This is a genomic window from Streptomyces yaizuensis, from assembly GCF_034961445.1.
GTDB lineage: Bacteria > Actinomycetota > Actinomycetes > Streptomycetales > Streptomycetaceae > Streptomyces > Streptomyces yaizuensis.
In genome coordinates this window covers 44,620-64,349 of the sequence record NZ_BSBI01000005.1, presented here as the reverse complement: position 1 = coordinate 64,349, position 19,730 = coordinate 44,620, and the positions used below count along the sequence as shown (strand labels likewise).

17 protein-coding genes are annotated in these 19,730 nt (G+C 73.3%); 5 read left to right on the top strand and 12 right to left on the bottom strand.

The genetic code is table 11. The annotated features are described in order from the left end of the window. Positions 1-106 precede the first annotated feature (106 nt). The 4 genes from SYYSPA8_RS13970 to SYYSPA8_RS13955 all read right to left on the bottom strand — a co-directional run bounded on the left by SYYSPA8_RS13970 (position 107) and on the right by SYYSPA8_RS13955 (position 4,233). Entirely contained in the window at positions 107-790 is a 684-nt protein-coding gene (locus SYYSPA8_RS13970) for an HAD family hydrolase (RefSeq protein ID WP_323447459.1), read from the bottom strand. Positions 791-1,169: 379 nt separating this feature from the next. Further along, complete coding sequence (locus SYYSPA8_RS13965) at positions 1,170-2,165, bottom strand: ArsR/SmtB family transcription factor (protein ID WP_323447458.1); 996 nt, start codon at positions 2,163-2,165, stop codon at positions 1,170-1,172. A 170-nt stretch (positions 2,166-2,335) separates the two neighbouring features. Further along, positions 2,336-3,505 (bottom strand): pyridoxal phosphate-dependent aminotransferase, encoded by a 1,170-nt coding sequence (locus SYYSPA8_RS13960; protein ID WP_323447457.1) that lies wholly within the window; start codon positions 3,503-3,505, stop codon positions 2,336-2,338. Beyond that, positions 3,502-4,233 carry a helix-turn-helix transcriptional regulator gene (locus SYYSPA8_RS13955; RefSeq protein ID WP_323447456.1) on the bottom strand — a complete coding sequence of 244 codons (732 nt, stop codon included), beginning with the start codon at positions 4,231-4,233 and terminating at the stop codon, positions 3,502-3,504. Before SYYSPA8_RS13955 ends, SYYSPA8_RS13960 begins: the two co-directional genes overlap by 4 nt. 360 nt (positions 4,234-4,593) lie before the next feature. Between SYYSPA8_RS13955 and SYYSPA8_RS13950 the strand changes: the two genes are divergently transcribed. Next, positions 4,594-6,105, top strand: coding sequence for an FUSC family protein (locus SYYSPA8_RS13950; protein WP_323447455.1), 1,512 nt, complete (start codon positions 4,594-4,596; stop codon positions 6,103-6,105). 219 nt (positions 6,106-6,324) lie between these two features. Continuing rightward, complete coding sequence (locus tag SYYSPA8_RS13945) at positions 6,325-7,380, top strand: lactonase family protein (RefSeq protein WP_323447454.1); 1,056 nt, start codon at positions 6,325-6,327, stop codon at positions 7,378-7,380. Positions 7,381-7,431: 51 nt separating this feature from the next. On the opposite strand, the gene SYYSPA8_RS13940 is transcribed toward SYYSPA8_RS13945, so the two are convergent. Both SYYSPA8_RS13940 and SYYSPA8_RS13935 read right to left on the bottom strand, forming a co-directional pair. Next, a complete protein-coding gene (locus tag SYYSPA8_RS13940; RefSeq protein WP_323447453.1) occupies positions 7,432-8,352 on the bottom strand; it encodes a sirohydrochlorin chelatase in 921 nt (306 codons plus the stop codon). Positions 8,353-8,470: 118 nt separating this feature from the next. Beyond that, positions 8,471-9,568, bottom strand: a complete 1,098-nt coding sequence (locus SYYSPA8_RS13935; protein ID WP_323447452.1) for an N-acetylglucosamine kinase — start codon at positions 9,566-9,568, stop codon at positions 8,471-8,473. Positions 9,569-9,670: 102 nt separating this feature from the next. On the opposite strand from SYYSPA8_RS13935, the gene SYYSPA8_RS13930 reads away from it, so the two are divergent. Continuing rightward, positions 9,671-10,348: a uracil-DNA glycosylase gene (locus SYYSPA8_RS13930; RefSeq protein ID WP_323447451.1), complete on the top strand. Its 678-nt coding sequence runs from the start codon at positions 9,671-9,673 to the stop codon at positions 10,346-10,348. Between the two features lie 33 nt (positions 10,349-10,381). Here the strand turns inward: SYYSPA8_RS13930 and SYYSPA8_RS13925 are convergent, their stop codons facing one another. Genes SYYSPA8_RS13925 through SYYSPA8_RS13915 form a run of 3 tightly spaced genes read right to left on the bottom strand, consistent with a single transcriptional unit; the run spans position 10,382 to position 13,560 of the window. Continuing rightward, the gene (locus tag SYYSPA8_RS13925) at positions 10,382-11,740 is read right to left on the bottom strand and encodes a cytochrome P450 (RefSeq protein WP_323447450.1); all 1,359 of its coding nucleotides are present in this window, start codon (positions 11,738-11,740) and stop codon (positions 10,382-10,384) included. A gap of 1 nt (position 11,741) precedes the next feature. Then, positions 11,742-12,761 (bottom strand): (-)-delta-cadinene synthase, encoded by a 1,020-nt coding sequence (locus SYYSPA8_RS13920; RefSeq protein WP_456115162.1) that lies wholly within the window; start codon positions 12,759-12,761, stop codon positions 11,742-11,744. Continuing rightward, positions 12,703-13,560, bottom strand: coding sequence for a methyltransferase (locus SYYSPA8_RS13915; RefSeq protein WP_323447448.1), 858 nt, complete (start codon positions 13,558-13,560; stop codon positions 12,703-12,705). The genes SYYSPA8_RS13920 and SYYSPA8_RS13915 overlap by 59 nt, the downstream gene beginning before the upstream one ends. 326 nt (positions 13,561-13,886) lie before the next feature. Between SYYSPA8_RS13915 and SYYSPA8_RS13910 the strand changes: the two genes are divergently transcribed. Then, the gene (locus tag SYYSPA8_RS13910; protein WP_323447447.1) at positions 13,887-15,272 is read left to right on the top strand and encodes a protoporphyrinogen/coproporphyrinogen oxidase; all 1,386 of its coding nucleotides are present in this window, start codon (positions 13,887-13,889) and stop codon (positions 15,270-15,272) included. A gap of 105 nt (positions 15,273-15,377) precedes the next feature. On the opposite strand, the gene SYYSPA8_RS13905 is transcribed toward SYYSPA8_RS13910, so the two are convergent. Together SYYSPA8_RS13905 and SYYSPA8_RS13900 are read right to left on the bottom strand one after the other, a co-directional pair. Further along, positions 15,378-16,226 carry an alpha/beta fold hydrolase gene (locus SYYSPA8_RS13905; RefSeq protein WP_323447446.1) on the bottom strand — a complete coding sequence of 283 codons (849 nt, stop codon included), beginning with the start codon at positions 16,224-16,226 and terminating at the stop codon, positions 15,378-15,380. A gap of 94 nt (positions 16,227-16,320) precedes the next feature. Continuing rightward, a complete protein-coding gene (locus tag SYYSPA8_RS13900; protein WP_323447445.1) occupies positions 16,321-16,881 on the bottom strand; it encodes a RidA family protein in 561 nt (186 codons plus the stop codon). Positions 16,882-17,156: 275 nt separating this feature from the next. On the opposite strand from SYYSPA8_RS13900, the gene SYYSPA8_RS13895 reads away from it, so the two are divergent. Continuing rightward, positions 17,157-18,134 (top strand): Lrp/AsnC family transcriptional regulator, encoded by a 978-nt coding sequence (locus SYYSPA8_RS13895; protein ID WP_323447444.1) that lies wholly within the window; start codon positions 17,157-17,159, stop codon positions 18,132-18,134. Positions 18,135-18,144: 10 nt separating this feature from the next. On the opposite strand, the gene SYYSPA8_RS13890 is transcribed toward SYYSPA8_RS13895, so the two are convergent. Next, the gene (locus SYYSPA8_RS13890) at positions 18,145-19,458 is read right to left on the bottom strand and encodes a tetratricopeptide repeat protein (protein ID WP_323447443.1); all 1,314 of its coding nucleotides are present in this window, start codon (positions 19,456-19,458) and stop codon (positions 18,145-18,147) included. Positions 19,459-19,730: the final 272 nt, after the last annotated feature.

Sequence of the window (19,730 nt, the reverse complement as noted above, 5' to 3'; positions counted from 1 at the left end):
GCGGATCCCGCACCGACCCCGGCCACCCCCGCCGCCTCTCCCGCAGCGACCCGGAGCGACCTGTGACAACCGGCGGCGGCGCACAGCAGTGCAGCGGCGCAGCGGTCTACAGCGACCGCAGCCACGCGTAGGCGGCCGCCGCGGTGAACTCCCCCTGACCGCCCGGATACAGCAGATCCGCGGTGGCGAACGCGGGATCCCCGGCCGTCGCCGCCACATACGGAATCGCGACGCACCGCATCCCCGCCGCGTGGGCCGCTGCCGCCCCCGGTGCCGCGTCCTCCATCACCACGCAGTCGCCGGGCGCGCTGCCCAGTCGCCCGGCCGCCGCCAGGAAGACATCGGGCGCGGGCTTGCCCCGTTCGACCTCGTCGGCGGAGACGGTCACCGGGATCAGCGCGTCCAGACCGGTCGCGGCGAGCACCGCCTCGATGGCCGCCCGCGACGACCCCGACGCCACCGCCATCGGTACCCCTTCCGCGTGCAGCAGCTCCACCAGCGTCCGCATCTCGGGGAAGACCTCGGTCCCGCCCCGGGCCAGCGCCAGGTAGTGCCGGTTCTTCCCGTCGAGCAGCGTCTCGACCGGCGCCTCGATGCCGTACTCCGCGCGCAGGGTCTCCAGCGTCTCCCGGGTGCTGATCCCGATGAACCGCGAGTGCTGCGCCCAGTCGTAGTCCGTGACGCCGTACTCCGCCAGCAGCCGGCGGCCCGCTTCCCAGTAGTTGGGCTCGCTGTCCACCAGCGTGCCGTCGAGGTCGAAGATCACTGAAGGGTTGTGAAGGGTGCTCATGCCCCCAGCATGCCCATCCCGTCCCGCGCCCGGCACCGCGCCCCGCCCTGTCCGGGGTCGCCGGCTCCCGCTCCCGCCTGGGGGTTTGCGCTCAGAAGCAAAGCGTGGAACCGGCGTCCCGTACGGGGGAGAGTGGGAGGCACAACAGAGGAGGCAGCCGCGACGGGCCCCGCGGGGCGCGAGCGGCGGTGGACCGCCTGGGGCGGCGACCGCCCGGAGCGGCAGCTTCCCGCCGTACGGTGGCCTACGGGGGTGGTCACCGTACGGCTCTGTCCACCTCACCTGCCTCACCCGCCTGCACCCGCCTCGCCCGGTGCAGGACCGGTGGAGGACCGATGCCGGACCGATGCCGGACGGTGTCAGCCGTACCGCGCCCCGCTCAGTCCGGCAGATCGCCGTTGAGCAGCGCGATGCCCAGTGCGGTGATCCGGTGCCGCACCGCGCCCCCCTCCCGGTGGGTCTCCAGCAGCCCCGCCTTGCGCAGTACGGCGGTGTGCCGGCTGACGACCGGCGGCGCGACCCCGACCCGCCCGGCGAGTTCGGTCGTGGTCCCGGTGCGGGCCGCCGCCTCCAGCACCGCGGCCCGGGTCCGGCCGAGCAGCGCCACCACCGGCTCGCTGCCGTCGTGACCGGGCCGCATCGGATCACGGATCAGCCGCCCCAGCGGCGGCGAGATCGGATAGACGAGGACCGGCGGCTGGTCCCCGTCCATCAGCGTGATCGGCTGGATCCGGCAGAAGTACGACGGCACGAGCACGATGCCCCGGCCGCCGAGGTGGATGTCCTGGTCGGCGTAGACGGGCATCTGGAGCACCGGCGCCTCCCAGACGACCCGCGGGTGCAGCTGGGAGAGGAGCCGGTCGACCCCGCCGCCGAGGATGGCCCGCGCCTGCCGGGCCCGGTCCGCCTCCGCGTGGGCCCGCATGGCGCCCTCGTACGGCAGCAGCGCGCGCCGGTGGTACTCGACCATGGCGTCGCCGAGCTGCCGCAGCGCCCCCGGGTCCCCGCTGCCGAGCGCCCGGGTCCACGGCGACGGCGGGCTCTCCTCGGCGAGTTGGGACAGCTCCATGCGCAGCCGGGTGTGCGGGGTGGTGAGGACCCGGTCGAGCTGCGCCTCGAACCCCTCGTTCCCGCGCCCGGGTGTGAGGAAGTCGGGTGAGTACCCCCAGGGCCGGGCCAGTTCGGTCAGCATCCGCAGCGGCGGCGAGTCCCGCAGCAGGGGGCGGATCGTCCGGCGCCACTCGCTGAACGCCAGGTGACCATGGTCGGGTTCCTGCACCATGTGCAGGCTGAGCAGCACCTCCCACAGGGGGTCGAAGCCGTCCGCCATGGTGACCTTGCGCAGGTCGTCGCCGGTGAAGTGGATGCGTAACATCGAAGGACCTCTCCTCGCAGCGTGTCCGGTACGAGGATGGGGGATCGTGACCGTACCCCGCGACCGTTACCCGTGGTCGCCCCCGGCTGAAACGTCCGCGGTACGGGTCGCTCGGACACGGACACGGACACGCACACGGGCCCCGGGGATCCGGGGCTCCGTCCGCGCGCTCAGACCGCCAGCGCCGTCGCCGTTGTCGCGGCGGCCGGGTGCCGGGTCCGCAGCCAGTCGGCGAACACCGCCAGAGCCTCCCCGGCGTCCGGCCGCCCCACACCGATCCGGAACCGGTCCTGCGGGGTGGCGGTCAGCTCGGACCGCTGCGCGCTCGCGGGCAGCAGCAGCACCCCGGCCTCGGCCACCAGCCGTGCGCAGAACTCCTCCACCCCGTCCGCGCCGAGGTAGCGCGGCCAGGCGACACAGCCCCCGTCCGGGGCCTGCCACTCGAAGAGCCCGGGGAAGCCGGCGAAGAACGCGTCGAACAGGGGCAGCTGTTCGGCGATCAGGGCGCGGTTGCGCTCCAGGATCGTCCCCCGGGCCTTCAGCGCGATCCGGGCCAGAACCTCGCTGGGGGCGGCGTTGCAAATGGACGTGTAGTGCTTGGCCCGCTCCAGTCGGGAACGCAGCGCGCGGTCCCGGCAGGCGATCCAGCCGATCCGCAGCCCCGGCAGCCCCAGGGACTTCGAGGTGACGTTGAGCGACAGCGCCCGCTCCGAGAGATCGGCGGCCTGCGGCAGGGTCCGCGCGGGGTCCCGCTCCAGACCCCGGTAGACCTCGTCGCTGAAGAGGTGGATCCCGCGCTCGTCGCACATCTCGGCCAGGGCCGTGAAGTCGGCTGCGGGGATCACCTTCCCCGTGGGGTTGTTGGGGAAGTTCACCGAGACGACCCGGGTGTTCGGGCGGATCGCCGCCGCCACCCGGTCCAGGTCCAGCGCCCAGTCGCGCCCCTCGTCCAGGGCGACGCCGGTGACTTCGCAGAGCGCCAGCGGCACGGTCTCGGCCGCCTGGTAGTTCGGGGTCGCCACCACGGCGTGGTCACCCGAGCCGAGCAGGACGTTCATGGCCAGATACAGGCCCTCCTCCGCGCCGGCGAAGCAGATGACGTCGTCGGCGCGGACCCGCTCGTACGTCCCGGCGATCACCTCCCGCAGCTCCGGGTCGCCGAAGGTCTCCGTGTAGCCGAGGGAGAGCGTCTCGAAGGCGGTGCGGTCCGCGTCGTCGGCGAGGGCCAGCAGGTCGCGCAGGCTCATCGTCCGCACGTCGGACGCCGTCAGATGGTGGCGGGCGGTGAACTCCCAGCGGGAGAGGTACGTCTCCAGCCGGAAGTCGGGCAGCCGGGTCATGGTGTGGTCCTTGGTGCTCTGTGCTCGGAGAGCAGGGCGTACACGGTGGAACGCGAGGTGTGCAGCGCGCCGGCGACGAAGGGCACGGCGCGGCGGACGGCGAAGACCCCGGCCCCGTCCAGCAGTCCGACCACGGCCAGCCGGTCGGCGCGGCTCATCCGCTCGACCGGGCGGCCGTGCTCACGGGCCCAGCCGCCGACGACGTGCTGGACCCGCTCGGTCCAGTCCTGTTCGAAGAGCGGCTCCGGCCGAGTGACGGCGGGTGCGCCGAACGAGGAGAGCAGGGCGGCGGCCCGCTCCAGCGGCGTACGGTCCAGATTGACGCAGAGCACCGCCGACGGCCGGCCCTCCGGGTCGCGCAGCACCGCGCTGACCGAGGAGAGCCGCCGCCCGTCGCCGTGCACCTTCTCGTACGGGCCGTACACGTCCCGTTCCGCGGGGTCCAGCGCGGACAACTCGCCCAGGTGCGACGGGTCGCCCGCGCGGCGGCCGCCCACCGGGTTCCAGATGCCCAGCACCCGGTCGGTGTCAGGGTCGTGCAGCACCACTTCGGCGTACGGGCCCAGCAGCAGGGCGATGGCCCGGCAGGCCGGTTCCCACGGGGCGAGCCGGGTGTCGCCGGACCGCCCGGGCCCGCTCTCGTCCGTCCCGTCCGGCGTCACGTGTGGCTCGTCCGTCACATCCGGCTCGCCCGTCCCGCCCGGCGTCATGTCTGGCTCGTTCCTCACATCTGGACTGTACGTCCAGCTCGGACGGAAAGTCCAGAGCTGGTGATGTGGGTGTAGGGGGGCGGCCCTCCCCGGACCTCGTGCGTGTCCCTGCGTCGTCGCAGGTCACAGCCGAATGTGTGCAGAGTCGCACCGGAAAGGGCTGTGCTGCCGGGCCCGCGAGTGTTTTCATGGACTGGTCAAGGGCGTCGCTGATCTCGCGGCGCTTTTTCCATGTCCGTACAGCTTTTTCGTACAGCTTCTTCATGTCCGTACAGCGGGCCCGCCGAGCGGCCCCGGGAAACCCCCGGGGACTCGGCCCGCCCGGAGAACCCCAGGGGGGCCGGCGAACCCGGCGACCCCCGAGAAAGGACGACAGGCGTGCTCACAGGCATGTTCGTGGCTCCGGACCCGGGGCGGCTGCGACTGCGCGCCGCCACCCGGGCCGTCCTCGGCATCGCCCTCGCCGTGCTGGGATGCGCCCTCGCGGGCCAGCCCCTGCCCGCCGTGGTCACCGGCGGCCTCGCCGCCCTCCTCGCCCTCTTCACGGTCACCGACGCGACCGTGCGGGCCCAGGCCCTCACCACCGCGCTGCTCCCCGCCGCCGGCGTCCCCGTCCTGGCGCTCGCGGCCCTGCTGCACGACCTGCCGCTCGCGCGCGACGCGGCCTTCCTCGCCGTCGCCGTCGCCGCCGTGTACGCGCGCCGCTTCGGCCCCCGGGGGCACTCCGTCGGCGTCTTCGCCTTCATGAGCTTCTTCGTGGCCCAGTTCCTGGGCACCGTCCCCGGCGACCTGCCGGCCCTCTGGCTCTCCCTCGGCATCGGCCTGCTCGCCGCCGCCTCCGTCCGCTTCGGGCTCTGGTGCTACGAACGCGGACTGCCGCCCGCCCCCGTACCCGCCCTCCCGCAGGTGCCCGGCCCGCTGCGGGTCACCACCCGGCAGTCGCTCCAGGTGGCCCTGGCGGGCGCGCTCGCACTCGGCCTCGGCCAGCTGCTCTCCGAGGAGCGCTGGTACTGGGCGGTCGGCGCGGCCTGGTGGTCCTTCGTCAACACCACCTCGCGCGGCGAGACCCTGGTCCGGGGCGGCCGCCGGGTCCTCGGCACGGTGGCCGGCGTCGCCGCCGGTGTGCTCGTCGCCGCCCCCGCGCACGGCTCCACCCCCGCCGCCGCCGTCCTGTCCGCCGTCTGCGTCTTCGGGATCTTCTACACCGCCGCCGTCTCCTACACGTGGATGATGTTCTTCGTGACCGTCCTGGTCACCCTCCTGTACGGGCTGCTGGGCGCCCTCGACGGGCCGCTGCTGCTCCTGCGGGTCGCCGAGACCGGTCTCGGGGCGCTGTGCGCGGCCGTCGCCGTCGCCCTGGTGCTGCCCGTCACCACCCACGCCACCACGGACGCCTGGGTCCGGCAGGCCGTGGTCTGCGTGCACCGCTGCACCGCCGAGGCCGCCGCCCGGCTGACCGGCTCCACCACCGCCGACCCGGCCGGGGCCGTCGCCGAGCTGGAGGCGCTGCTGGGCCGGGTCCGGCTCTCGCTCGCGCCGCTGGTGCACCCCTTCAGTCCGCTGCGCGCCCGCAAGGCCCGCGCCCGCCAGGTGCTGGCGCTGCTCGACGTGTGCGCCCGCGAGGTGCGCGGACTGGCGTCGGTCGCCGCCGACCCGGTGGCCTCCCAGGACGCCCGGCTCGCCGCCGCCTGCCGACGGGTCGAGGCCGCCGTCGAGGCCCTCGTACCGCCACTGGCCCGGCTCCCCGAGCCCCGTACCGCCGCCGCGCCTGCCGGTGCCCACCCCGCCGCCGAGGCCGCGCTCGGGCATCTGCACGCACTGGAACGCGCCCTGGCCGAGCTGGCCGCGCCGCTGCTCAGCCCGCCCCGGGCACCGCTCGCCCCGGCCTGAGCCCCGGCCTGAGCCCCGCCCCGGCCTGAGACCCGGCCCGAGACCCGGCCCGAGACCCGGTCCGAGCTGCTGTGCGGGCCTCCGTGCGGGCCTCCGCCCCTCCCCCTGCTCCCCTCTCCCGCGCCGCATCCCGGTGCCGGAGAGTGGAGACAGTTGGTCTAGACCGCTGCTACCGTCGGCCCCGCAGCGAATGATCAGTGAGGGGAAACGAGGGACACTGTGGGCGACACGACCACCGGGCGGGCGTTCATCGGCTCGTTCACCTCGGCCGGCGGCCGGGGTGTCACCGCGACCGCCGTCGATGCCGAGACCGGCGAGCTGACCTGGACCGGGGAGAGCGACGCGGTCGCCGACCCCTCCTATCTGGCCCTGGCCCCGGCAACCGCGGCAGGACCGGTCCTCTACGCCGTCTCCGAGGCCGACGAGGGCGCGGTGGCGGCCTTCGACATCGGGGAGGACGGAGCCCCCCGCCCGGCAGGGAAGCCGGTGCCCGTGGGCGGCTCGCGCCCCACCCATCTCGCCGTCCACGACGGCCATGTACTGACCGCCAACTACGGCTCCGGCAGCGTCAGCGTGCTCCCGCTGGGCGCGGACGGCTCGGTGGGCCCGCCCGCCGGTGTCGTCCCCCACCAGGGCTCCGGACCCGACCGGGACCGCCAGAGCGGCCCCCACGCCCACCAGGTGCTGCCCGACCCCGGCGGGCGCTTCGTGCTCGCGGTGGACCTCGGCACGGACTCCGTGCACATCTACACGCTCGACCGGGACACGGGCACCCTCACCCCGCACGGGGCGACCGCGCTCCGCCCCGGCAGCGGACCCCGCCATCTGGCCTTCCACCCCTCGGGCCGCCACGCCTACGTCCTGGGCGAGCTGGAACCGACGCTCACGGTCTGCCGCTGGGACGCCGAGGCGGGGGTGCTGGAGCCGGTGGGGGAGACCCCCGTGGTCCCGGACGGCACGGAGGGGGTCGTCTATCCGTCCGAGGTCGTCGTCGCTCCCGACGGGCGGCGGCTGTGGGTCGCGAACCGGGGTCACGACAGCATCGCGGTCCTCGACCTGGACGGGACGGGAGAGCGGGCCGAACTGGTCACCACCGTGCCCTGCGGCGGGCACTGGCCGCGCGACCTGGTACTGGACCCGGCGGGCCGCAGGCTCTACGCCGCCAACGAGCGCTCCGGGAACGTCAGCTGGTTCACGATCGACCCGGAAACGGGTGTGCCCCGGTGGGCGGGCTCCCTCGACGCCCCCGCGGCCTCCTGCGTGGTCTTCGCCTGACCGGCGGCGGGGCCCCGGGGCTTCGCGCCCCGGGGCACGCCCCGCCACGGGTCAGTGCGTGGGCAGGCCCTGCGGCCGGGGCGCGATCCCCAGCAGTGTCGTGTACTGCGACAGCACCAGCTTGCCGATCGCCGGGTACGCGCCCAGCGCCTCGGCGGCCGAGCAGCCCGCGTCCTTGGCGGCGGCCTCCAGCAGCCCCTCGGGCAGCTCCGGGCCGATCAGGTACGGGGCCAGCGCCAGCTGCGTCGAACCGGAGGCGCGCAGCTGGTCGGCGACGGCGCCGACGGAGCCCTCCCGGTCCAGGGCGGCGGCCATCACCGGCACCGCGAGCCGCGCCGCCAGCAGCATGCCGGTGATGCCGGCCGCCTGCACGGCCTCCTCGCCGCCGACCGTCGCCAGGACGATGCCGTCGGCTGCGGTGGCCACGGTGAAGAGCCGGGCCCGGTCCGCGCGCGCGAGACCCGCCTCGGAGAGCCGTACATGCACGGCCTCCGCGAGCAGCGGGTGCGGGCCGAGGACGTCGGTCGTCTCGGCCGGCGCCCCGCTGTCCGCGACCGCCTGCCGGATCCGCTCCATCAGCGCGCTGTCCGGGCCCGCCAGCAGCGGCACCACCACGGCGGCCGGGCCCTCGGGCGCGGCCACCTCGCGGCCCGCGGCGAGCGCGATCTCGTAACGCTCGGTACGCCGGGCCGAGATCCGGGCGAGGACGCCCGCGACGGAGGCGTACTCGGACTCGTCGCCCTCCAGGTAGCCGACGCCGACCTCAAGACCCGGCAGCTCGGAACGGGCGATGCTGACGGTCTCCTCGGCGAGCGCGCGCGAGGCGGGGGAGGGGACGCCCGGGACGGCCAGCACCAGCGCGGGCGCGCCCTCGGGAGCGGCCACGGGTTCCGGGCGGCGGTGCCGTCCGGACTGTCGGGGACGCGGCATTCGTACAGGCAGGCCGGACGCGGGCCCGTTGGGGGAGCTCATGGCGCCGCATGCTACTGGCTTTGCGGGCGGGACTGTTCGGGGAGGGGGTGTTGACGTGCCATCTGTCCGCATTTCATCCGATAGAAGGTCAAGGGGATATGCGACATCTGCGCGACTTTCACTCGTCAGGGGCGGTGTCCGGCCTCCGACCGCCGGTGCCGCCGTCGCCGGTACCGGTGTCGCCGTCGCCGGTGGGCTCCCCGCCCGGGACATGAAGCAGCGTCGGATGCGGCGGCAGCAGCAGCGCGTCCCTGGCCAGCGCCGACGCCAGGAGCACCGCCCCGGCCAGCGGATCGCCCGCCGCCGGCACGGTACGGGCGTACGGCAGCCGCCGCTCCAGCTCCGCGCGCAGCGGGACCAGGAGCGGCTCGCCCAGCCGGAACAGACCCCCCGTCAGCGCGATCTCCGGCGCCGGCCCCGACGCCGGGTCCGCGGCGCCCGCAGGACACACCGCCTCGGCGGCCTCCGCGATATGACGGGCCGCCTGCGCCAGGATCCCGGCGGCCACCGCGTCACCGGCGGCGGCGCAGCGGCCGACCTCCGGGGCGAACGACGCCAGCACCGCCGGACGGTCCGCGCGGGGATACACCCGCCCCGGCAGTTCCCCGGCCGGCCCGAGCGCCGCCCCGGCCGCCGCGAGCAGCGCCCGCGAACCGCCCGTCCGCCCGTCGTGGGCACGGAGCGCGGCCTCCAGACCGGCCCGGCCGATCCAGGCGCCGCTGCCGCAGTCGCCCAGCAGATGGCCCCAGCCGTCCGCCCGCCGCCAGCCGCGCAGATCCGTGCCCAGCGCGACCATGCCGGTGCCGCCGGCCACCACCGCCCCGGGCCGCTGGCCCAGTGCGCCCGCGTACGCGGTCACGGCGTCGGTGGCCAGGGCCACCCGGCGCACTCCCAGCGCGCGGGCCAGCGCCCCCGGCACCTCGGCCCGCAGCCGGTCCCCGAGGGTCGACATCCCGGCCGCGCCGATCGCCACCGCCACCACCGGCCCGCCACCGGGCTCCGCGTCCAGCAGCGTCCGTGCCAGGCCGAGCAGCTGTTCCAGGAGGTGACCCGCGTCGATGCCACCGGGGCCGGTGCGCACCGGCTCCCGGGACCGGGCGCTCGCCGTACGCCCAGGAGCACCCGCATCGGCACCCGCATCAGCACCCGCGTCGGCCAGGGCCACCCGCAGCCCCGAGCCGCCGGAGTCCACTCCGAGTACGCGGGCGCCGGTCACGGCAGCCGCCGGCCGACCGGCCGGCTCCTCGGCCGGCGAGCGCGCGCCGGCGCGGCGGCTGGATTGGAGCGTGCCCTCTTCACGCCAGTAGAGTAACGCGTCGTGGCAGCACAACCATTGAATGCACTTGTTGAGCCCGGATGGGCCGACGCTCTGGGTCCCGTGGCCGGCCGTATCGCCGCGATGGGGGATTTCCTGCGTGCGGAGATCGCGGCCGGGCGTACCTACCTTCCGGCCGGGCCGCATGTCCTGCGCGCCTTCCAGCAGCCTTTCGACGAGGTCCGTGTCCTGATCGTGGGCCAGGACCCCTACCCGACCCCGGGTATGGCCATCGGGCACAGTTTCGCGGTCGCGCCCGAGGTGCGCCGGTTGCCCGGCAGCCTGGAGAACATCTACCGGGAGCTGAATGCCGACTTGGGGCTGCCCCGCCCCTCCAACGGAGATCTGACCCCGTGGACGGAGCAGGGCGTGCTCCTGCTCAACCGGGCGCTGACCACGGCCCCGGGCAAGCCCGCCGCGCACCGGGGCAAGGGCTGGGAGGAGGTCACCGAGCAGGCCATCCGCGCACTGGTGGCGCGGGGGAAGCCGCTGGTGTCGATCCTGTGGGGGCGGGACGCCCGCAATCTCCGTCCGCTCCTGGGCGACCTGCCCGCCATCGAGTCCGCGCACCCCTCGCCGATGTCGGCGGACCGCGGCTTCTTCGGTTCCCGCCCCTTCAGCCGCGCCAACGATCTCCTGGTGGGGCTGGGTACCCAGCCGGTGGACTGGCGCCTGCCCTAGGTCTGTCCGCCGGACCGGGATCCGTACCCGGGGTCACGACGGCGAGCGGCTGCCGTCGCGGCCCGTCGGGCGGGGGCGGGCGGTGACCACCATGGTGACGGGCTCAGGGCCGAGCGTGGCGCCGGCGACGGGCCGGGGGTGGCTGCTGCCCGGGAGCGGATCCAGCTGCCACGTCGCCGTGATGGTGGCGGTCAGCAGGGTGAGTTCCGCGAGGGCGAAGTCTCCGCCCGGGCAGCCGTGGACTCCTGCGGCGAAGGGGAGATAGGCGCCCTGCGGGGGCTGGAGATGGCGGTCGGGGTCCCAGCGGTCGGGGTCGAAGGACGTGGGCCGCGGGTACCAGCGGGCATCGCGGTGCATCGCGTAGGGGCTGTAGAAGATCTGGGTTCCCCGCTCGACGGAGTGCCGGCCCACCCGGACGTCGTCCGCGGCACGTCGGGGGAACAGCCAGATCGGCGGGTAGAGCCGCAGGGTCTCCTGGACGATACGGCGGGTGTAGACGAGTTCGGGCAGGTCCGCAGGGTCGGCGGCACGGCTGCCGAGCACGCGGTCGGTCTCCTCCCGGAGGCGCCGGCGGATCTGTGGATTCCGGCTGATGAGGATGAACTGCCAGGCCGCTGCCGCCGCGCTGGTGTGGGAGCCGCCGATGAGCAGGGACGTCACATCGTCATGGAGCTGTCGCTCATCGGCGCCGGCCGAGAGTTCGGCCAGGGTGGGGCTGTCCCGGTTGGCCGAGATGAGCGCGTCCACCATGCGGTGAATGCTGTTCAGAGCGGTTCGATAGTTCTTGCGTTCCGGATGGGGGATCCGGTCGAGGAGCACGGCCGCCGGTCCGTAGGCCCGGCGGGCCAGGCCGGCGACGACGATCGGCAGGTTTCGGTGGATGACCGCGCTGAACTCGGCGGGGAGCCTCTGCCCGAAGATGGTGGCCGCGACGACGCTCAGGGTGAGGTCGGTCATCTCCGCGTTGAGATCGATGTGCCGGCCCTCGCTCCAGGAGGCCGCTGTGGCGGCGGCGAGCTTCGCCATGGTGTCCAGATAGGTGGTCAGGCGGGCGCTGTTCAAGAGTGGCTGGACCGCGCGCCTGCGGTCGCGGTGGTGTCTGCCGTCGGCCACGGCCACGCCGTTCCCGAACAGGGGGCGCGCCCTGGTGAAGATCTCGCCGCGGTCGAAGTGCCGACTGGGCCCGGTCAGCATGGCCCGGACGAGTTCCGGGTGGTTGAGGATGCAGGCGGTCCGGGATCCGAGACGGAACTCGACGATGTCCCCGAGGCCTCGCTGCCGGTCGAGGAACCCCAGGGGATCCCTGATGAGGCTCATGGCGTGCCCCAGCAGGGGCAGGCCCCCGGGGGCGCGGGGGATGGGGCCCGCCGTGCGGTCGCAGGACGCCGTCATGTCAGCTCTCTTTCGCGTAGGTGTCCCGGGCTCCGTAGCGCGGTGTCCGCAGGCCCCACTCCAGGTGCCCGCGGATCCAGACGAGAAGGGAGGCGGCGCAGCGGTCGGCGTGGTCCCGGACGGTGTCCGGCAGGCCGAGCGTGGCGGTGAGGTCGGTGAGGTCCCGGCAGGCGGACGTGTAGGTGCGCATGCGGTGTTCGCACGCGGCCGCCACCTCGGTGGCCGCCGTCCGCCGGTCCTGACGCCGGTCGTGCGCGGTGACGAGGACGAGGTTGTGAGGGTCGCCGTGGGCGGCCTCCTTGTCCACGGTCATCAGATCGTTGGTCCAGCACACCAGGTCCGCCGCCGCCAACAGGAGGTCCTGGTAGGGGCGGGAGTAGGAGACGCACGACGGCAGTGCGCCGCCGTCCGCCCTTTCGACCAGATCGAACGAAGGCAGGATCGCTCCGCAGGCCCGGCGCCATCGGGGGAACACGTCGGGACGGGGGACCTGCCCGGCCTGCCGGTGAGCGGCCTGCCAGACACAGGCGGACAGATAGTCGCTCACGTTCCGGCGGAATCGGAACTGCCAGACCTCGCCCATCCCGGCCGAGGCCCGTGCGACGAGGTCCTCCAGCGCCTGGCCCATGGGGCCCGCCGCGCCGCGCGTGCCCAGGGCCGTACCCTGAAGGTCGTGCAGGTATTCCTCCAGCAGATCGGCGTCACGGCCCACATCGCTCTCGTCGACGCGGTCGTCCAGGAGGAAGAGCCAGGCCATCCACTGCGCGACGAGGACAACCTCGCCCGGTGCCGCCTCCGGATGACAGAAGCCGGCCAGGAGACCTGGTCGGATGCGGTTCAGGCGCTGCCTCTCCGCGGAACTCCGGCAGAGTCCGCCTGCCGTCACCCACAGGAGCGCCTGCCCGTCCGCGATGTCGGCGTGGGGGCTGCACCGGGCCGGAACGTCCCATACCGGCGATCCCTCAACGGGTCTGGTCGACAAGGTGCCTCCGTCTCGTTCGCCGGTCCGACGGCAGGACACCCCACATGCCGATCATCGCGTGCGCGACGTCGACGAACCCGGGGCGCGCTATATGGGCGAGGGCGGCGGCGGTGTCGGCCTCCGGCAGGATCCCCCATCGGTCCATGACGGGCATGAGGTCGGTCATCGAGAGCCGCCATGCGGCGCCCGCCGCGTTGTCCGAGGTCAGGGTGGAGCAGTGGACCCGCATGCCGATCCCGCCCAGACCGAGCCCGCGCAGGGGGGCCGGGAAGGACCGCGCCCATGTCTCGACATCGCTGCCCAGTGACGTGGCCAGGGTCGCGGTGATCGCCCTGCCGGTCCTTCGCACGACCGGGTCGGTGGAGGACGCGGCGGGGAAGAAGGAAGGGTCCTCGATGTAGATCCGTCCCCCTGGCGCCAGCCAGGACACCATCCTGGCCAGCACCGCGTCCCGCTCGCGCAGATGGCACAGGACGCTGCGGGCGACGATGAGATCGAACGCTCCGCAGGGGAAGTCCTCGGTCCGCACATCGTGCCGGAGCACGCGCACAGCCGGGTGCCGCAGCGCCGCCAGGAACCGGGTGTCGGTGTCGGTGGCCGTGACCTCTCCTCCCGGATATCGCTGGGCGAGCCAGCGCGACACCGTGCCGGCCCCGGCGCCGACTTCCAGGCATCGTGCCCCCGGTGGCAGTTCCCATCGTGAAAGATCGGCCTTCGTCGCGGGATCGCACACGGCGGCCAGAGCCTGGAGGCGCTCCATCTGCGATGGGTGTTCACAGGCGAACACCTCGTCCCCGTAATCCGGAAGATCCCCCTCGGCCAATGGGTCCTTTCGCATGCGACCCCTCTCCCTCGGGAAGGGGATTTACCCATCCGGGGCGGGAGTGAAGCGGCTCCCCGGAAGAATTTCTCCTCGGCGCTCCAGGCCATGAGGGAAAGGATATCCGTCCGATCGGATCATTTATCGCTCCGATATGATTCCCATCGCACTTTCTCCTCTTCGGCTTGCGCCGGGGTGACGGCGCCATTGTCGGCCGCATGACGGCGTGCTCTCCTGGGGAGGTACCGACGGAGACCGGGCCGGATGCGGATCGCGGCGGTCGCCGGACGTGAAATCCGATGAACAGATATCAGGGATTCCCTGACGTCCCGAGGAGGCGGCACATGGCAGCAGGGGCAGCTGCGAAAAACGTGATCGTCATCGGCTGCGGGATCGCCGGAACCGCGGCCGCGTTCCGTCTGCGGCAGGCGGGTCATGATGTGAAACTCCTCGAACGGGAGAATTATCCCGGTGGCCGTATGTCGTCGTACGAGAAATCCGGCGAGAACGTCCGGTACCGGATCGACCGGGGTGCGAGCTGGCTCTCGCACAACTACCGTCCCATGATCAAGCTGTTGGAGGACGCGGGACTGGACTCACGCATGCTCCCGTGCTCCAGCGAACTGGGTGTGCTCCGCGACGGCAGGGTCCACCGTCTGTCGTTCGTCCGGACATCGGACCTGCTCCGCACGGGACTGTTCGGATGGAAATCCAAGCTGAAGGCGGTGAATCTGCTGCGTGACCTCGGGTCGGCGCGACGGTCGCTGCGCTGGCACGACATGTCCGGGGCGGCCGGGATCGACGTCGAGAGCGCACGGGACTACGCCCTGCGCCGGCTCGACCGGCCGTTGCTCGACTACCTGGTGGAGCCCCTGTGCAGCACCCAGTTCCTCGCCCCTGCCGACGAGGTCGCGGCCGTCGGGGCCTTCAGCATCATGTGGGGCACCTTCGGGGCCGCGAGCTTCACCTTCGACGGCGGCGTCGGCCGGCTCCCCACCCTCCTCCTCGGCCTTCCCCTCATGCGCTCCGAGCGGACCCGCGTCGAACTGAGCGCGCGGGTGACCGATGTCAGGCCCGACGGAGACGGCGTCCAGGTCACCTGGGAGCGCGACGGGACCCGCCACATCGAGCACGCTCACGCGTGCGTCGTGGCCGTCCCCGGGCCGGTCGCGGCGGGGATCGTGCCCTCGCTCACCGACGACCAGCGCACCTACCTCACAGGACTGCGGTACACAAGCGATGTCCATGTCACCTTCGGACTCCGCAAGCCGCCCCGGGAGACGGCCCTGGGCGTCGCCGTGCCCCGCCGTGAGCACCCCGACCTGTGCGTGGCGTTGTTCGAGCACAATCTCGGCCCCGGCCGGGCCCCCGCGGGGCGAGGGCTGGTCTCCCTGGTGTTCCGGCACCACTGGAGTGCCGAGCGCGGGGCGCTGGACGATGCCCGGGTCATCGAGGACGCCCTCACCGCCGTGGGCGAGGCCCTTCCCGATCTCGCGGTCCATATCGCCGAGCACCGCGACATGGCCGCCGTCCAGCGGTGGGACAGGGCCGTCCTCGCCCGCCCGGCCGGCGGCTACCGCGACCTCGCCCGCTTCACCGCCGGCCTCGACCCGCGATCACCGATCCAGCTCGCGGGGGACTACTTCTCCTACAGCACCACCAACGCCTCCCTGGCCACGGGCGAGCAGGCCGCCCAGCGGATCGTCACCGCGCTCCGCCCTGCCTCCTGAGCATCGGGGACTGTTCCCCGCGACGGAGAGCGGGGCACCGGCCGGAGACGCTCCGGCCGGTGCCCCGCTCCCGTACCCGCCCCGGTGCCCGCCGTCCCGTTCCGTTCAGCGGGTGGCGCGGTCGGCGGTCCGGATGAGCTTCGCCACCGCGCCGGGGTGGCTGACCATGACGGAGTGCGAGGCCCCCCGCACCTCGACCTGGCCCCGCATGCCCGCGCGGTCGTACTCCCAGCGTTGCAGGGCGGGCGGTATGGCCCGGTCCGCGGCGGCGACCAGGCCCCAGGACGGGATGCTCCGCCAGGCGGCGGCCCGGGTGGGGTCGGTGAGGTGCGTGGCGGCGGCGGGCCGCTGCGTGGCGTGCATGACGTCGGTGACCGACCTGGGCAGGTCCGCGGCGAACGCGCTGCGGAACCTGTCGGCCTTGAGGTAGATGTCCGTCCCGGTGGTGCCGCCCGGGCCGGTGAACGGCACTTCCTCGATCGCGTCCGGGATCTCGCTGCCGGGGTACCTGCCGAGCAGACCGATGAGCTGCTCGCCCTCGTCGGGTACGAACGCGGCGACGTAGACCAGGGCCCTGACGTTGCGGTTGCCGGCGGCGGCGTTGGTGATGACCGCGCCGCCGTAGGAGTGGCCGGCGAGGACGACCGGCCCCTCGACGGACTTCAGGAGGCTGGCGAGGTAGGGCGCGTCGCTTGACAGGCCGCGCAGCGGGTTGGCGGGCGCGATCACCGGGTAGCCGTCGCGCTGGAGCCGCTTGACGACATCGTTCCAGCTCGCCGAGGCGTCGGCGAAACCGCCGTGGACGAGGACGATCGTCGGCCCGTCGGCTCCGGCGTCGTCCTGGGCGGCCCGGAGGCCGGTGGTGGGGGCCGCGGTGGCCGTGGTCGTCAGCACCGCCGCCGTGGCGGCTGTCGCGGCGATCAGGGTACGGCGCGAGGTCGTGGTTCTGGGCATGGCGGGAGCCTTGTCTGTGCGAAGGGGCCGGCCGGGAGTCCGGCCGGGTGAGGGGGAGTGGCGGGCCGGGTGGCGCAGTCCGCGGCGTACCGGATCAGCGCACCGCGGTCGCCTCGATCTCGATGAGCACACCGGGCCGGGCGAGCCGCTCGACGCCGATCGCCGCGCTGGTGGGCTTGATGCCGGCCCGGTCCAGGCGCTCGACGACCCGGCCGAAGTGCTGGAAGAAGAGGTCCTCGTCGGTCACCGAGTAGCGCAGATTGGTGATCTCGCCCGGTGCGTAGCCCGCGTTCCTGACGTACTTCTCCACCTGGTCGAAGACGCGGTCGATCTGCCGCTCCATGTCCCACAGGTGGAGGTAGGTGTTGTTCCTGTCCTTCGCCGTCTGCCCGGCCACGAACAGGATGCCGCGCGGGTCCTTCACCTCGTGGGTCTGGTACAGGGCGGTCCTGCCGTCGTACGTCCAGGGCTCGCCCAGCTTTCTTCTGCCGTCGGCCTTCCGGGGCGCCGCGTCGGCCGCCGGAGCCGCTGTGGACGCGCCGGCGGGGACCGGCCGTGGATCCTCCCCGGCGCCCGGCTGGACGCCCAGGGCCAGGGCGGCGGATGCCAGGCCGCCCACCAGGGCGGCGATGAGGTTCGCGGGACGGGTCGTCATCGTGGTCGTGCCTCTTCCCGGGGCTGGACGGTGGGTGGTGACGCGGCTCGCCGACCACCCGTCCTGACGGATCGTCATCGGGACACGTGGTGACGAAGGCCAGTGAAGACCGCCGCCCGCCCACCGGGGCCGGCCCTCGGCTCCACGGGCCCGCATATGCGGGATTCCGCCATCCGCCTCCCGTCCCGCTGCGGATTTCCGTCACCATGGACCTTGATCACGACCAGGGCCGGGGCCGCGGCCCGACACCCGACACCTTCCGGAGGGGCGCCGCCATGGACGACACGGACAAGCTGGTGGTCTCGGCGCTGCTGGCCAACGGGCGTGCCTCGTGGACGGCGATCGCCGACGCCCTGGGCCTCGCCGAGACCACGGTCCGCAGACGCGGCACCCGGTTGATGGACTCCGGCCTGCTCGCGGTCACCTTCCTGGAGAATCCCTACCGCGCCTGGGGCGGATGGCCCCTGCTCCTCATGCCGCGCGCACGTCCCGACCGGACCCTGCGGCTGGCACACCGACTCGCCCGGATGTACCCGGTGAAGACGGTCTGGGTGCTCGACAACGGCGAGATCCTCGCCCTGGTCCACCCCCGCGACCGCGACGAACGCAATGATCTGACGTTACGTCATATGCCGCTGATCGGTGATCTCCTCGATCTGCGGACCCTGCCCGTGCTGCGCGCCTACACCCTGGCGGGCCCTCCGCAGCCGCCCCTGCTCACCGCCGCCCAGACGGACCTCATCCGGCACCCGTACGGTGTTCCCGGCCTCGCGCCCGGCCCTCGTCTCGACGCGGACGAACACCACTTGGTGGAAGCGCTCGCCGTGGACGGCAGGATGAGCCTCGGCCGGCTCGCGGCGGCGACCCACACCTCCTCCGCGACCGCCCAGCGCCGCCTCGACCGCCTCAGGCGCCACGGCGGTGCCGAGATCGCCACCGTCGTGGACCGCTGCCAGGTGGGTCTGGACGTCCACGCGGTGTTCTTCATCCAGTGCGATCCGGCCACCTTGGCGGACACGGTCAAGCAGTTCACCTCCCGCACGGCGGTCCATCTCGCCGCCGCGGTGACCGGCCCCGACAATCTGATCGCCGCGGTGGCCGTGCCCCACACCGACGACGTCCACCGCCTCCAGACCGACGTACTCCCCGGCCTGCCCGGCTACCGCCACGCCCGCGTCCACCTCGTCACCGCGTTCGTCAAGGAGAGCGGCATGCTCTACCGCGGCGGCCACTGGCAGGCCGTCGAGCCCTGACGGCTCGCTCCTAGCGTGCGGACCCCAACTTCCCCTCGTACGCCCGGTATCCACGCGCCCCGTGGACGGCATTCCGCTCCTCGCGCAGGAACGCGCCGCGCCGGTCGGCCCAGCGGCGCAGCGGGCTCTCCTCCCCGGCGACCTCGTCGCGGTCCAGCAGCTGCAAGGTGGAGATGCCCAGCGGGTCGGACGCGGCGGCCTGCGCGTAGGCGAGGCGGGCCGCGTCCATGTCGCCGAGGTGCTCCAGGCACTGGCCCAGCATGAATTGGGCCACATGGGTGATCTGAGGGCCCAGGAGTGCGGCTTTCCGGTACGCCTTCGCCGCCTCCGGGATGTTCTCCCGCTCGACATGGACCTGGCCCAGGGTGAGCAGGGCGCGCGGCTCGGCCGGCATGTGTTCGGTGAGGCTCAGCGCGTACTGCTCGGCCCGTTCGAAATCTCCCAGGACGAACATTTCCTTGGTCCTGCTCTCCAGTAGGGCATAGCGCAGCAGACCCCATTCCGCTCGCGTCGCGGAGTCGTCCCGCCGCATGAGGGCGCAGAAGTGCTCGGCCCGGTCCATCTCCCGGGACATGGCCGCGTGATCGCCCGCCAGCTGGGGTGCCAGCGCGGCGATCCGGTGATAGCGGCTCAGGAGCTTGTGCCGCTCGTGGCCGACCGCGTCGGAGGCGTCGACGGACCGGGCGTGCCGCTCCAGATGGCGACGGAAGCCCGGCACGTCGTCCAGCATCTTCACGCAGATGCTGGACAGCAGGTAGGTCGCCTCCACATGCGCCCAGGAACCGGGCCTGGCCCGCTCCCGCACCCCGCGCAGCTCCGCCACCGCGGCGCTCGCCGGGCCGCCGTCGATGGCCTGGGCGTACAGGGCCTGACCGCGCATGAAGGCGAGCGCGGCCGTGTCGTCGTCCAGCCGGGTGCCGGACCGGGGGGCGGGGCCGTGCTCATGGCGGAGGACCGCCGCGTGCAGTCCCGCCCGGTGCAGCGCCCACAGCACCCTCAGCCGGGCCCGGCGGTCGAGGCCGGCGTAGTCGGCGAGTTGTCCGCAGAGGGCCCGCCAGGCGGGGGTGCGCAGATCCGGAGCGAGTTCGGCGGGGTCGTCGAGCAGATACTCCGGGAGCATCGCGTGCCGCACGATCCCGCGCCGCACCGACGGCGGGGAGATTCCGTGGACCCGGGGGTACGCGTCACTTTCCTCGACCAGCGACCGGATCGCCAGCGAGAGTCCCTCGACAGCGGAATTTCCGTCCGCCTCCCATTCCCCGAAATCGAAATAGGGGCGGTACAGCCAGCCGATGAAGGTCGACGGCACATCAATGCGCGGCATCTTCTTCTTTCCTCGACCGGAGGGGCGCGGTCGAGGGTCGGCCACGCCCCTGATCTTCTCCGGACGGGTCCGGCTACAGGGCTTCGCGGGACGGGCGGTCGGACGTCAGCGTGCGGTAGGGAAGCACCTTCATGGTGTCACCTTTCGCTACCGGGGCGGCAAGGAACAAGGAATATCCACCCCAAAGGACAGGACGGCCCCATATTAGCCCAGCGGGATGTGGAATTACATCGGGAGGGGGTGCCCAAATTTACAGGACATGAATTCGAAGG